We start from the raw sequence: 13,436 nt of genomic DNA on the forward strand, positions 1-13,436 counted from the left end.
GAAGGCGTTGAGGTTCACCTGGAACGCCCGACGGAGCAGCGCTGATGTGGCAAACTCCAAAACTCAACCAGCTTCACTCGGCCTGGACCGGCTCTCGACGCGCGGTCGCCGAATGGAGCCTCGCCGAGCTGCAGCTTCGCAGCAGAAGGCGCAGTATCGCAACCGGGCTGGCGGGGATCGCCATTGTTTCGGCCGCGATCGTGATTGGCTTCAGCAAGGGAGATGGGTCTCAGGCGATCGACACACAGTTCGTCGTACAGGCAGCCTTTCGCGGGGATCTTGAGGCCAAGGTTTCTGCAACCGGGACCGTGGAGCCGGTCAGGATCGTGGAAGTCTCGACCGAACTGTCCGGGACCATCGGGGACATCGCTGTCGACTACAATGACAGGGTCAAGGCTGGGCAACTCCTGGCGACGCTCGACGACGCCGTGCCCGCAAGGCAGCTCACCCGCGCCCGTGCCGCGCACGGTCTTGCCGAAGCGCGGTTGCGTGAAGGACGCATCAATCTCGCGCTTGCCGAGAGCGAACGAAACCGGAAGCAGCAGCTCGCGGAGCGGCAAGCCGTCAGCGAACGCGAACTGGAGGCGGCGGTCGGCGCCTTCATGAGAGCAACAGCCCAGGTCGAGATATTTGAGGCAGAACTCAGGATCGCTGCCGCGGAGATCGATCTCGCGGCTTCGAATCTCAACAAGACGCGGATCGTCGCACCCGTCGACGGCGTGGTGCTTCGGCGCAACGTCGAGCGTGGCCAGGTGATCGCAGCCTCGTTCCAGTCGCCGGTGTTGTTTCGTATTGCAGCCGACCTCAAGCACATGCAGGTCAAGGTCGATGTCGATGAAGCCGATGCTCTCGCCGTGCGACCGGGACAGCCTGCCGTGTTCAAGGGCCAGGCCTTGCGCGATCGCACCATCCCGGCTGTTGTCGAAAAAATCTATCTTGGTCCCGAGGTCGTGCAGGGCGTCGTTACCTACAAGGCGATTCTCGGCTTCGACAATGACGAGCTTCAGCTCAAGCCCGGCATGACGACCACAACGGACCTCACGGTCGCACAGCGCCGCAACGTGCTGCTGGTGCCAAACGCTGCGCTGCGGTTCGTGCCGCCGGCCCAGGTGCCTGCTCCGCAGAGCGTGCCTGGAGCGATCGCTCAGGCGATGAATGCGGCGGCCCGGCCCCAACCGGCCATCGCCGCGGCGCCCGCAACGGCGCGCGCCGCTGATTCTTCTCTGCCCGGGCGTCGGCAGATCTACAAGCTGGTTCGCGGCGTGCTCACATCCGTTCACGTGCGGATTGGCGAGACCGACGGCACGCACAGCGAAATCCTCGATGGCGACATTGCAGCAGGCGATAGCGTCGTCATCGACACGGCTGCGGTTCAGCCATGAGCTCCGGCGCTGTCGAAAGCAAGGCGAGAGAGCACGCCTCAAATGGCGGCATCGAGCCCCTGATCCTGTTGGAGAATGTTGCGCGCATTCACGGTCGTGGACCTGCTTCGGTGACCGCCCTCGCAGGTGTTGATCTGTCGATCGCACCGGGCGAATTCGTCGCGGTTGTTGGGCCTAGCGGTTCCGGCAAGTCGACGTTTCTCAACATCATCGGCTGTCTCGATACACCATCCAGCGGACGCTATCATTTCAAGGGGATCGATACCGGAGCGCTCGACGCCGCGCGCCGGGCGCTGCTGCGGCGAAGCAGCATGGGATTCGTGTTTCAGCGGTTCAATCTCATCAAGCGCACCAGCGCTTTGGACAATGTCGAACTGCCGCTGCTGTACCAGGGCGTTTCGCGGCGCGTGCGCCGCGAGGCCGCCGCAGCGGCCCTGATCTCGGTCGGCCTGTCCGGACACCAGCACCACACTCCGGACCAGCTCTCCGGCGGCCAACAGCAACGCGTCGCGATCGCCCGCGCCCTGGTTGTCCGGCCCGACCTGCTGATCGCCGACGAGCCGACAGGCGCGCTCGACAGCACGACAGGTGCCGAAATCATGAAACTGCTGAAACAACTCAATCGCGAAGCAGGCACCACGATTGTCATGGTGACGCATGACCCCTCGATCGCCGCGCATGCGCGCCGCACCATTCGCTTCGCCGACGGCCGCATCCGGCGAAGACACTTCGATGGAGAGTGCAGTGATGGCCCATGAGATTCTGCGCTTGGCCGTTTCCGCTTTGCAGCGCAATGTCCTGCGTTCGACGCTGGCCGCGCTCGGTATCGTTATCGGCGTGAGCGCCGTGGTCGGGATGGTCACGATCGGGCGCGGGAGCAATGCCAAGGTGAAAGAACAGATCGACCAACTCGGCATGCAGTTGCTGTCGCTCCGCATTGGCCAGGATACTCGCGGCGGCAAGGGCGCGCAGATCGAGGCGAAGCCATTCACCCACGCCGACGTTGACGCGATCCGTCAGTTTCGCAGCGCACAGGCGGTCGCGCCCGTCGCTTCGCAACCGGTTCGCGTCGTTTTGCGACAGTCAAACTGGGTCGCCAGTATCACTGGTGCAGACAATGATTTTTTTATCGCCAAGCGATGGGGCCTCGCCGCGGGAAGGCTTTTCTCCGGTCACGAAATTCAGGCCGGCAAGAATGTCTGCATTGTCGGAGCGACCATCCATGAGCGGCTGTTCGGCGGCAGTGCCGCAGTTGGCGAAACCATTCGCGTCAAGACGTTGCCCTGCGAAGTGATCGGAGTGCTTCGAGGGCGAGGGCAGTCGGGGCTGTCGCAGGACGACGACAACATCGTGGTCATGCCTCTCACCGGTTATCAACGCAGAATTCAGGGCACCATGGACATCCAGTCAGTCAATGTCTTGGTCCGGCATGACGTCGATACCTCGCACATGAAGGAGCGGATCGAGGAACTGATGCGCGAACGTCGCGGTATTGCCCCCGGGCAGGCCGATAACTTCCATCTGCTCGAGATGCGCCAGGTCGCTGAGGCTATGGCGAGCACGTCGCGAACGCTGACCGCATTGCTGACCGCTATCGCAGCGATCAGCCTGCTGGTGGGCGGCATAGGGATCATGAACATCATGCTGGTCTCGGTCGCGGACAGGACTGCAGAAATCGGAATCCGCCTCGCAATCGGGGCGCTGCCGCGCCAGATCAAGGCGGAAGTGCTGGCCGAAGGGGTTCTGCTGGCAGTTGGAGGCGGGCTGGCCGGCATTGTTGCCGGGCTGGCTCTCGCAGCGGCCGCGCGCCTTTGGCTTCGGATCCCGCTCGTCGTGGATCCCGCAACCGTCGTCATCGCGGTGGCCGCATCGTGCGCGATCGGACTGGCGTTCAGTTACATGCCGGCTGCGCGGGCTGCGCAGCTTGACCCGATTGAAGCGTTGTCCCGCGAGTAGTCGTACGTTGCCGCGCCGAGGGGCCAGGGGCGGCTCGTCATGTTGCCGGTCGATGGCTGCCTGCACGCAATGAGACACGCAGAAAGGGCCCGGAAGCCCGGGCCCTTTCCGTTGGCGTCGACTGGCCGAACCTGGCCAAGACTCGCTTAGCGAGAGCTGTTGGAGCTTGAGTTCGACGAGCTGTTCGAGTTGGAATTCGAAGAGCTGTTGGAGCTTGAGTTCGAAGAGCTGTTGGAGCTGGAGTTCGATGAACTGTTGGAGCTCGAGTTCGACGAACTGTTGCCGGCCAGAATGATCTGGCCCCGCTCGGCCTTCACGGCTTTCACCGCAGTGTCGAACGGTGCGCCGACGGCAGCCTGCGCGCCGGTCGTCCCGAGCGCCAGGACAATCGCACTGGCGGTGAAGATAGCTTCTCGTTTCATGGCAAGATCCTCTTTCCTTGGTTGCGATACGGGGCCGATTTCTTTTCGACCCCAGAATGAAACGAGGCGCGACGAGAGCTTATTCCGAATGCCGCCAAAGTTCCGGCGCCTCGTCTACAGTGTCGCCATCGCCTCATCGCCTCGCGCGTGCAAACTTTCGATACCATCCCTCGGAGGCCTGGGTGTTCCGCAGAATCTGCTGGCGCTCGCGTCTCTCAACTGCGGTCTCTGCCGCAACGACAGGCCCGAGGCGCTCGCGTGACGCACTTTCCTTGCGTAGTTCGAGGTCGGCCTCACTACGCTTGAATGGAATGACCTGCACCAGCGGCGTACCCTTCTCAATGACGTGGATCCCATCGGGTCCGGTCGCGATGAAGGGAAAGTTGATCAGCGAAGCATAGGTGTCGGTATCGACGACGCCGGCCAGGATCTCGACGGGAAGGTTATGCCGGTTGAGCGGTGCGATGAACAGGCAGCTCCAGCCCAGCGGCGTCTTGATGGTCCAGTAGTTATGAAATTTCATGGGCGGTCTGTCTGCGAGGGGGTGTCCGGCGATCTGGTAGCTGCCGTGATTGCTCACCATCACGCGGTCGAACTCCCAGCCGGCATCAACCTTGCGGCCTTGCTCGCTGATTTGCAGACGTACTGTCGCAGCGATCGGCAGAACAAAGCCAAGCGTCATTGCATCGAGAAAAGGCATGCATCGCTTGATGGTCAGGCCGTTGTTCGTAGCCGAAAGCACCGATTGATCGACAGGTGGAATGCGTCGAAACCACTCCGGCAGCGCTGCCTTGGCCGGCGCAGGCTCGGCAATAACGCCGAAGTCGTCCGCCTGGCATAGAAATTCGATCGAGCTGCCTTTGTTGACCCGCAGCTCGGCCTCTGTTTGCGGGCGGGATCCGGTGTCGAGTTCCGGCGTGCGGCGATTGGAACGGAATAGCATCGGCGGCTCCTCATAAGCATGACCACGCGGGAATAACGCGATCGCTGGTCCGTTATTCCGCGTTCTTTTGGTCAAACGAGGCTCCACCCGCTTTCTGCGTTTGGCCCGCACGGCCCACGAGGAATCAGAAGTGCTCGGGGCCTTGCTGCAAGGTGGCTCAGGGGCCAATCTCCTCAATTTCCTCCCGAAATGCGAGCGCTGCAGAGTTTTGGTAGGATATCGAGCGCTCTGGAGCATCCAGAGGCGAAGGAGCATTTCATGAAGATGATCAAGGGACCAGGGATATTCCTCGCTCAGTTCACTGCCGACGCCGCGCCGTTCAACTCCTTCGACGCGATCTGCGAATGGGCCGCCTCGCTCGGCTACGACGGGATTCAGATCCCGAGCTGGGATGGGCGGCTCTTCGACCTCCGCAGGGCCTCGGAGTCCCAGGACTATGCCGATGAGGTGAAGGGGATCGCAGCCGGTCACGGCCTTGCCATCACCGAACTCTCGACCCATCTCCAGGGCCAGCTCGTCGCGGTTCATCCGGCCTATGACGCAGCATTCGACGGCTTCGCCGTGCCCGAGGTGCGGGACAATCCGAAGGCGCGCACCGAGTGGGCCATCGACCAGGTCAAGCGCGCGATCCGCGCCTCAAGGCGCCTCGGGCTTACGGCTCAGGCGACCTTCTCCGGCGCATTGGCGTGGCCCTATGTCTATCCCTGGCCGCAGCGCCCGGCCGGCCTCGTCGAGGCTGCCTTTGACGAGCTCGCCAGGCGCTGGCAGCCGATCCTTGATTATGCGGAGGAGCACGGCGTTGATCTCGCTTATGAGATCCATCCAGGCGAGGACCTGCACGACGGTGTCTCCTATGAGATGTTTCTCGAGCGAGTGAATGGCCACACGCGCGCGAACCTGCTCTACGACCCGTCGCACTTCGTGCTACAGCAGCTCGACTATCTCGACTACATCGATATCTATCACGAACGCATCAAGGCCTTCCACGTCAAGGACGCGGAGTTCAACCCGACGGGCCGCCAGGGCGTCTACGGCGGGTTCCAGAGCTGGGTCGATCGTGCTGGCCGATTCCGCTCACTGGGCGATGGTCAAGTCGATTTCGGCGCGATCTTCTCCAAGCTCACGCAGTACGACTACGGCAGTTGGGCGGTGATGGAATGGGAATGCGCGCTGAAGCATCCTGAGCAAGGCGCGCGCGAGGGCGCCGAATTTATCAAAAGAAATATCATTCGGGTGACGGAGAAGGCCTTCGACGATTTCGCAGGTTCCGGCACGGACGACCAGATGAACCGCAAGATGCTTGGTATCTCCTGAGCGAGGAAGAACAATGGCTATTGAGGCAAGCAGCGAAGCCGGCGGTCATGGTCGTATCCGGCTAGGCATGGTTGGCGGCGGCCAGGCATCTTTCATTGGCGCCGTCCACCGCATTGCCGCGCGTATCGACGACCAGTTCGAGTTGACAGCCGGCGCGTTGGCGTCGGATCCGGCCCGAGCCAAGGCCTCGGCGAGGGAGCTCGGTATCGCCAACGACCGCGCCTATAGCTCCTTCGAAGAGATGGCGAAGGCGGAAGCCGCGCGTCCCGATGGGATCGAGGTGGTTTCGATCGTGACCCCCAACCACTTGCACGGCCCGGTCGCCAAGGCCTTCCTTGAAGCCGGCATCCACGTCATCTGCGACAAGCCGCTGACGACGACCGTCGCCGAGGCAGAGGAATTGGTGGAACTGGTCAGGAAGACGGGCAAGGTCTTCGTCGTGACCCACAACTACACGGGCTATCCCATGGTCCGACAGGCCCGCGCCATGGTCGCGAACGGCGCTCTCGGCGAGATCCGGCTGGTGCAGGCCGAATACCTGCAGGATTGGCTGACGGAGCGGTTAGAAGCAAGCGGCCACAAGCAAGCCGCATGGCGCACGGACCCGACCCGATCCGGCCCTGGCGGATGCATCGGCGACATCGGCACCCACGCCTACAATCTCGCCTGCTTCGTCACTGGACTTCAGCTTGACGAACTGCTCGCCCAGCTCTCGACCTTTGTCGGCGGCCGGCGTCTCGATGACGACGTCCAGATTCTCCTCAAGTGGAAGGGAGGTGCCAGAGGTATGCTTTGGGCGAGCCAGGTCGCGGTCGGCAATGAGAACGGCCTGACGCTGCGCGTCTATGGGACCAGGGGCGGCCTCGAATGGGTACAGGAAAATCCGAACCATCTCTGGTTCACCCGCTATGGGCAGCCCAAGCAACTCCTCACCCGCGGTGGTGCCGGCGCCTTGGTCGAGGCGGGCCGTCTCACCCGCGTGCCATCGGGGCATCCCGAGGGTTACCTTGAGGGGTTCGCAACAATCTATACTGAGGCAGCGCGCGCTATCCGCGCAGCACAGGCCGGCAAACCGCCCGATCCGGCGGTGATTTTCCCGACCGTCGAGGATGGCCTCGCCGGCGTGAAGTTCATCGAAGCTGCAGTAAACTCATCCGCAAGCAATGGCGCCTGGGTTCGGATCAGGTAAATGCGGACGTGTCTGTCAGGCAGATTTTGCGCGCCAGCCTGAGATTTTCGGCGATTTCCTACACTTGATAGCGCGGGAGGCGCGAAGCGCTCACCCGCAGCGTGGCGACGCGCAATGAGCCGTTGGGGAACGTGAACGATGACTACATGAATGGTCACTTTTGTAGCTCGGGCAAACTCTTGTGCATCTAGCGAGCGGCTAGCCCGTCCAATTCGTCGAGCGTCCGTCGCATAGTCTCCACCAGATCTAAAGCCACAGGCGAGGGACTGCGTTGTGCCGGAAAAACGGCTGCAAATTCGAAATCGATTCGTGGCACGAACCGGCGCGCGACGATCCCTCGATTCGTGAACTCCTTCGCGGTGAATGGATCGCAGATCGCAACCCCAAGCCCTGACGACACCAACCCGCACATGATCTCCGACAGGCTGGTCTCGACTCTCAGCACGCGCCATGATCGCCGATGCTACTAATAGTCAATTCAGCAAAACGGAGTCAGTCAGCGCGGCGAGAACACATTCTTCAACTGCACGAAGAACGTTATTAGCCACGCGCAAACATACATGCCCGCAAGACCAAGAGCCGTTCTTCGATCAATCAAAGACAGACTTGTCCACCACCATACCCGGTAAAGCCATATTCCCGTCGTGGCCACGCCAAGCAAGCAGACCAATACCTTGAGGAAGGACGAGTTCGCGACGCCTAAGGCGCCGAACAAAAGCGTTGCCGGAACGAGAAACATCGTGCAGGCAGATATCAGAGTCTCGTTCATGGGTCCTCAAAACGTCTCTCGAATCGCAGACATGCTGTACAGTTTGCAGCAACGAGTACCTTTCTTGGAAGGGCCGGTGTATCGGCGCGCATAGCTTGATTTGGGCCCCTGCAGCTGCGTCCGGCGTGGGACTTGCTATGAAATCGAAATGATCTCAAGTTTTTGACCGGATGCGCCGACTTCATCCCCAATAGTTTTGCCCATATTGGCGCAAAGCGGCCCACAAGCCAAAGTTCAGCTAGGGCCAGGGGAAGACAAGCGCCCACCGAAGGCGATCTGAAAGGCGAACCGAAATGAGCCGATGCTGAGGACCGCGATCTGTCGAGCGGAGAAGGGGGGATGATCGAGGCGCCTCCGCTCCCAAGCGATGTTTCACGGGACGATTAGATTGGAAACGTGCGTCCCCTACGAAATTCGCATATGTACACAGCCCCAGGCGTAGCTCCCACATCGGAGCGGGCCTGTTCGAAGCAACACTCGCCATCAGCCTCAGCTGGTCGCGAATCAATGACGGGTTCAAGGTGGGCCGTTCTAGCAAAGCGCGCGTTGCCGGTAGGGCAACGAAGCGAAAGAAATCTTCATCGCGGACTGCAATATCTTCTTCATCCCCGCTGGGCATGATGGCTCTCCATCTGCTCACGCAGTGGAAGAAGTCGGGCCGCAAAGGCGTCGTCTTTCTTGCTGAAAGCGAGAATAGGGCCGAGCGGCTCGGTGCCGTCATTCATGCCCTCGATCCTTCGTGCGATGTGCTTGTTTTTCCAAGACTGAATACGTTGCCGTTCGATCAGCTGGAGCCGTCGCACGAGATCGCGGGCAGGCGAAGCTCGGTCTTGAGGCGCCTTGCCAAGCCCGAGAAGCCGATCCTGCTCGTGTCCACGGCAGAGGCCGTGATGGAGCGCCTCCCGAAGCCGACGAGTTGGTTCCGCGTAATCCTCCGTTTGAAAGTGGGCGCCGCGTTTTCTGAACAAGATCTCCGGGCGCGGCTTGAGGCCCTCGGATACGACCTCGGTGAGGAGGCGGACTATCCCGGTGGCGCGCTGTTTCACGGGAAGACATTCGAGATTTTTCCTGCCGGCGCACTTGGTCCGTTCAGGGTAGAGCATTCCGGTGGGGTGCTACGTCGGATCGTGGCGTTCGATCCGATAGAACATGACATCGTTTTTGAGACGAAAGAGCTTCTCATCGACCCGATGTCGGAGCGGCTGGCGTTCGGGAACATACGCGGAAAGCGCTCGACTCTGTTCGACTATTGTGGCCGATCCAAGTGGATTGCGGATGCAGGAGTTTCAGCGCACGCTGATAGCTGGCTTAGCACGATCGAGGAGGCGGCCGGTCGCACGGACGGAGAGCGCGAGTACCTTGGGAGGCGCGAATGGAAGCAGGCGACCAGGCGTATGAACGTGCTGTCGCAAAGGGCATCTTTCGCTCCCACACCGGACTTTTCGCAGGTCGCCTCGCCGAGGAAGGCGCTCCGTGAATTCGTCGACGAGACGCAACGCGCCGGTTCGCGACTGGTTTTCGTCGCAGCGCAGGAGGACGACCTGCGCGTGATCGAGCGGATGAGCGGGCTCAAGGTGGATCGCTTTACGGATTGGAACGAGGCGGCGACCGGACGTAGTCGCGAAGGGGCGCTTCTGGCCGACTTTGATAGAGGGTTTGTCTTACCTGGCCGGAAACCTCTTGTCGTCGTGACGGCTTCCGATGTGCTCGGCAGCAGGGCTCATCATCCGCAACCCCTGGCCAGAAGCTGGAATGCGGCTTTCGACCACGCAGATGTACCGGAGCAGGGCACCGCGGTCGTTCATCTGCAGCGGGGACTGGCCTTGCTCGACGGCTTGCAGACCGTGGCAACGGGGGGCGGGTCGTCTCGCGAAATGATCAGGCTGGTATTTGCGGGAGACGATGCCGTTCTCGCTCCGCCCGCTGACCTCGCCCTGATCTGGCCATACGCGTCGGAGCGCGGCGAGCTGACGCTGGACAAAGCGGACGGAAGTACATGGTGGGCTCGGCGTACCGAGGCGGAGCGCGAAATCCAAGTCGCCGGCAAGCAGCTCTCCAAACATATCGGCCAGCGACGCCGCCGGCGAGCTCCGAAACTTCTACCCCCTGGTCCCGCCTATGAGAGGTTCGTCGCGCGTTTTCCGTATTTCACGACGGTCGACCAAGCGAAGGCCGTTCGGGACGTCCTGGATGATCTTGCGTCCGGCCACCCCATGGACAGGGTCGTTTGCGGCGACGTTGGGTTCGGCAAGACCGAGGTGGCGTTGCGAGCCACGGCCGCCGTCGTGTTGTCAGGGAAGCAGGTGGCGATCGCGGTGCCGACGACGGTCCTGGCAAGACAGCATGTCGCGACTTTCCGCAAACGCTTCGCTCCGTTTGGTATCGAAGTGGGAAGTTTGTCGCGGACCGATTCGGGCGCGGAGACAAGAGAGGTGAAGGAGGGGCTGAAGAGTGGAAAATTGAAGGTTGTAGTCGGAACGCAGGCTCTCGCCTCGAAGGACGTGAAGTTCGCCGGCCTCGGCCTTGTCGTCATCGATGAGGAACAGCATTTTGGGGCGACGGAGAAGGCGAGACTTTCCGGGCTGGCCAAGAGTATTCATGCGCTTTGGATGAGCGCCACGCCGATTCCACGGACTCTCGCGGGCGGTCTTGCTGGCTTCAGGGATCTCAGCGTGATTGCCTCTCCGCCCATTCATCGACTCCCGGTCGTCACAAAGGTCGCTCCGCTTTCGGATGCTGCTATTGCCTCGGCATTGCTGCGCGAGCAAAGGCGCCACGGGCAAAGCTTCTTGATCTGTCCGCGAATTCAGGATCTCGATCCGATGCTGGCGCGTGTTCAATCGATGGCCCCGGATCTCCGCATCGTCTGTCTGCATGGCAAGTTGCCTGCCGACGACATAGACGACCGAATGATGAGCTTCGTCGAAGGCGCGGCGGACGTGCTGCTGGCGACCAACATCGTGGAGAGCGGTCTAGATATCCCACGTGCAAACACGATCGTGGTCTGTTGGCCCGAAAAGTTCGGTCTTGCGCAACTTCATCAACTCAGAGGAAGGGTGGGGCGCAGCGGGATACGCGCGTTTGCGCATTTGCTGACCGATTCTGGCTCGGAGCGATCTGAGAAGCGATTGGCCGTTCTGGAGGAGTTTAACAGACCGGGCGCAGGTTTCGCGATCAGTGCGCGGGATCTGGACCTCAGGGGAGCGGGGGACCTGCTTTCCGAACGGCAGTCAGGCCATGTGCAGGTGTTCGGACCCGTGCTCTACAGCCACCTTCTGAAATTGGCCTCGGAGAAAGCTGACGATAGAACGGCCGACCTGTGGGTGCCTGACCTGAATCTGCCGGTAGGGGATATGTTGCCCGCGGGTTACGTGCAATCGGAGGCGGTTCGGCTGGAAATCTATGGCCGCGTCGCCAGATGCCGAAGCGAAGATGAACTGAACGATCTCGAGGAGGAGACCTTCCGTCGCTTCGGCAAATTGCCTCCGGCGGCCCGCGATTTCTTTGCCGCAGCAAGGCTCAGGATCGAGTGCAGGCGAAGAGGAATCATAAGACTTGATGTCGGCACGGATGCCGTAGCCGCGACGTTCCTGCCGGGACGACTTCGGAAATCCAAGGCGCGATCCCTGCAACGTGATGGCGATCGGGTGGTCTACATCAGCAACGGACGCGAGGGACCGCTTAGGAAGGTCGAAGAGTTCCTCGACCTTCTGGACGAGTGATCAAGGTGACGACTCATCTACATGAGAGACAATTGATCCGCGTCTCCGGCTTCGCCTGCGCGCCACGCCAGATCTGCGACGCTGGCCGGGAGGCGGGCAGGGTGCGCAGGCGCAACACGCGTGCTCACGGCCCAGCTTGGCTTCGACCACAAAGTCAAATTCGACTGATCAGGCGCCTGGCGGTCAGCGCCGTTGTCGAGCCTGCATAAGGCGACGGCGGGCTCACCGGCGGCTACGCGGCCGGAATGAATACATATCCTTGCCCTTCTTCGACTACTCTACCGATGCCTGGCCGACCCAGGTGAGTGCCGGCTAGCCACGTATGTGTATTGACTGCGTCCTTGAGTAACGTGATCCGGCTAGCCCTCGCCATGGCTTCGTCATCGTCATAGGCCCAGGTAAGCTCGGGACGGGCAAACTGTGCAGCAGGAACGTGGATCAGGTCGCCGCAGAATAGGACATCGTCCTCGTCAGTGTTGAGGAGATAACCCATATGGCCTCGAGCATGCCCAGGTATCGCCACTGCCAGTAAATGATCGGCCAGCCGGTCTCCTCCGTTAATTGGGACAAGAACTGAACGAAACTGCTCTAGCTCTGGCTCCGCAAGAAACTCCTCAACCGCGTCTTGCCCTATTACAATCTTCCTCAGGCCGTTAAATGCTCGTCGACCGTCAGGCATTAGGAGACCATTGATGTGGTCGCCATGAGCATGAGTGAGGGCGATCATAGTGATCGATGACGTGTCGATGCCTGCCTCCGCCATCGCCTCCATGAGGTGACCCATGGACGGGTCCCAACTCCCGCCAGCTCCACAATCAATCAAAACGCGGTCCATGCCAGAGCGATCAAATAGGAAGCAGTTGACCGACAATCGAACTAGCGAATTGTCCCGCTGAGGCGATCCGGTCCGCTTACATATTTTTTTGTTGGGATATCTGAGGGATTCGGCGGGCAGGTCGACATATCCATCAGAGAGTGACCAAATCCTCCATGATCCAGAGGCGCAGCCCAAGGCGTTGGCGCTTTGTGACAGAAATTCCATGGACACCTGCCAAGCGTGCGGGTCATGTTTTCAAAACGGCACCGAAGCCGTTAGGTTTTCGACGTCATCACTTTCTGAGCGATCTTCCAGGTTCCGTCGACCTTTAGGCATGACAAGATATCGGTGAAGTAACGTGGCGGAATCTGCAATTTCAACTTCACGAGTGCGAGCTCTCCTTCAACGTCTATCGATAGGATCTGATCGTGACGCTCCAAGCCCTGTTGTTTCGGAGCTTTCAGGGTCCGGACGGCTGCTAGCCACGTCGCAATTGGCGTCACGCTCACATTGCCATCGTCGCCGACCTTGGTCACGGAACTGGATGGGTGAAATATGGACGCAAATTTGTCGGCATCCATTTCATAGGCACCGTCGAAATAGGTCTGCGCTAGAGCGCGCAAGGCGCGAATATCGGTATCCATAAGGTTGTTATCCATAAGGTTGTTATTTGGAACGGTAGGAGATTGTGCATGGCCGATCGTTCGATCTCCAAGCATCAAACCGGGAGCGCTGACGAGCGCAGCTCCAAAAGCTGCGCTGGCAGATCGACTCAAAAATGCTCGTCGATCCATTTTGAACATTCTGCTCTCCTAAAGGCCCGCGTTAGTCCAAGTTGCGTTCTTCAGATGAAGACTGAAATCGCCGGCTACAGGCGCTCAAGTTGTTACAACGAAACTCTCAGGCCCAGTTACCTGTGCCG

At 60.6% G+C, this 13,436-nt stretch carries 11 protein-coding genes and 1 pseudogene; 6 read left to right on the plus strand and 6 right to left on the minus strand.

Going from position 1 to position 13,436, the window contains the following annotated elements:
- The first annotated feature begins 44 nt into the window (after nucleotides 1-44).
- The 3 genes from V1277_RS26145 to V1277_RS26155 are packed head-to-tail and all read left to right on the plus strand — an operon-like array spanning nucleotide 45 to nucleotide 3,338.
- Nucleotides 45-1,382 carry an efflux RND transporter periplasmic adaptor subunit gene (locus V1277_RS26145; protein ID WP_334418780.1) on the plus strand — a complete coding sequence of 446 codons (1,338 nt, stop codon included), beginning with the start codon at nucleotides 45-47 and terminating at the stop codon, nucleotides 1,380-1,382.
- A complete protein-coding gene (locus tag V1277_RS26150) occupies nucleotides 1,379-2,140 on the plus strand; it encodes an ABC transporter ATP-binding protein (protein WP_334418781.1) in 762 nt (253 codons plus the stop codon). Before V1277_RS26145 ends, V1277_RS26150 begins: the two co-directional genes overlap by 4 nt.
- Nucleotides 2,130-3,338 (plus strand): ABC transporter permease, encoded by a 1,209-nt coding sequence (locus V1277_RS26155; RefSeq protein WP_334418782.1) that lies wholly within the window; start codon nucleotides 2,130-2,132, stop codon nucleotides 3,336-3,338. The genes V1277_RS26150 and V1277_RS26155 overlap by 11 nt, the downstream gene beginning before the upstream one ends.
- Before the next feature lie 146 nt (nucleotides 3,339-3,484).
- Here the strand turns inward: V1277_RS26155 and V1277_RS26160 are convergent, their stop codons facing one another.
- On the minus strand, nucleotides 3,485-3,760 hold the full coding sequence (locus V1277_RS26160) for a hypothetical protein (RefSeq protein WP_334418783.1): 276 nt from the start codon (nucleotides 3,758-3,760) through the stop codon (nucleotides 3,485-3,487).
- Between the two features lie 133 nt (nucleotides 3,761-3,893).
- Nucleotides 3,894-4,703: a hypothetical protein gene (locus V1277_RS26165; RefSeq protein WP_334418784.1), complete on the minus strand. Its 810-nt coding sequence runs from the start codon at nucleotides 4,701-4,703 to the stop codon at nucleotides 3,894-3,896.
- 258 nt (nucleotides 4,704-4,961) lie between these two features.
- Between V1277_RS26165 and V1277_RS26170 the strand changes: the two genes are divergently transcribed.
- Both V1277_RS26170 and V1277_RS26175 read left to right on the plus strand, forming a co-directional pair.
- Nucleotides 4,962-6,017, plus strand: coding sequence for a sugar phosphate isomerase/epimerase family protein (locus V1277_RS26170; RefSeq protein WP_334418785.1), 1,056 nt, complete (start codon nucleotides 4,962-4,964; stop codon nucleotides 6,015-6,017).
- A 13-nt stretch (nucleotides 6,018-6,030) separates the two neighbouring features.
- Nucleotides 6,031-7,206 (plus strand): Gfo/Idh/MocA family protein, encoded by a 1,176-nt coding sequence (locus tag V1277_RS26175; RefSeq protein ID WP_334418786.1) that lies wholly within the window; start codon nucleotides 6,031-6,033, stop codon nucleotides 7,204-7,206.
- Between the two features lie 187 nt (nucleotides 7,207-7,393).
- Here V1277_RS26175 and V1277_RS26180 read toward each other — a convergent pair.
- Both V1277_RS26180 and V1277_RS26185 read right to left on the minus strand, forming a co-directional pair.
- Nucleotides 7,394-7,654, minus strand: a pseudogene (locus V1277_RS26180) (LysR substrate-binding domain-containing protein); the annotation flags it as partial.
- 48 nt (nucleotides 7,655-7,702) lie between these two features.
- Nucleotides 7,703-7,975, minus strand: coding sequence for a hypothetical protein (locus tag V1277_RS26185; RefSeq protein ID WP_334418787.1), 273 nt, complete (start codon nucleotides 7,973-7,975; stop codon nucleotides 7,703-7,705).
- Between the two features lie 617 nt (nucleotides 7,976-8,592).
- On the opposite strand from V1277_RS26185, the gene V1277_RS26190 reads away from it, so the two are divergent.
- Nucleotides 8,593-11,697, plus strand: a complete 3,105-nt coding sequence (locus V1277_RS26190) for a DEAD/DEAH box helicase (protein WP_334418788.1) — start codon at nucleotides 8,593-8,595, stop codon at nucleotides 11,695-11,697.
- Between the two features lie 232 nt (nucleotides 11,698-11,929).
- On the opposite strand, the gene V1277_RS26195 is transcribed toward V1277_RS26190, so the two are convergent.
- Nucleotides 11,930-12,739 carry an MBL fold metallo-hydrolase gene (locus tag V1277_RS26195; protein WP_334418789.1) on the minus strand — a complete coding sequence of 270 codons (810 nt, stop codon included), beginning with the start codon at nucleotides 12,737-12,739 and terminating at the stop codon, nucleotides 11,930-11,932.
- A gap of 50 nt (nucleotides 12,740-12,789) precedes the next feature.
- Complete coding sequence (locus V1277_RS26200; RefSeq protein ID WP_334418790.1) at nucleotides 12,790-13,317, minus strand: nuclear transport factor 2 family protein; 528 nt, start codon at nucleotides 13,315-13,317, stop codon at nucleotides 12,790-12,792.
- Between the last annotated feature and the right edge of the window lie 119 nt (nucleotides 13,318-13,436).

The sequence above is a fragment of the Bradyrhizobium sp. AZCC 1588 genome (genome assembly GCF_036924735.1).
Lineage (GTDB): Bacteria > Pseudomonadota > Alphaproteobacteria > Rhizobiales > Xanthobacteraceae > Bradyrhizobium.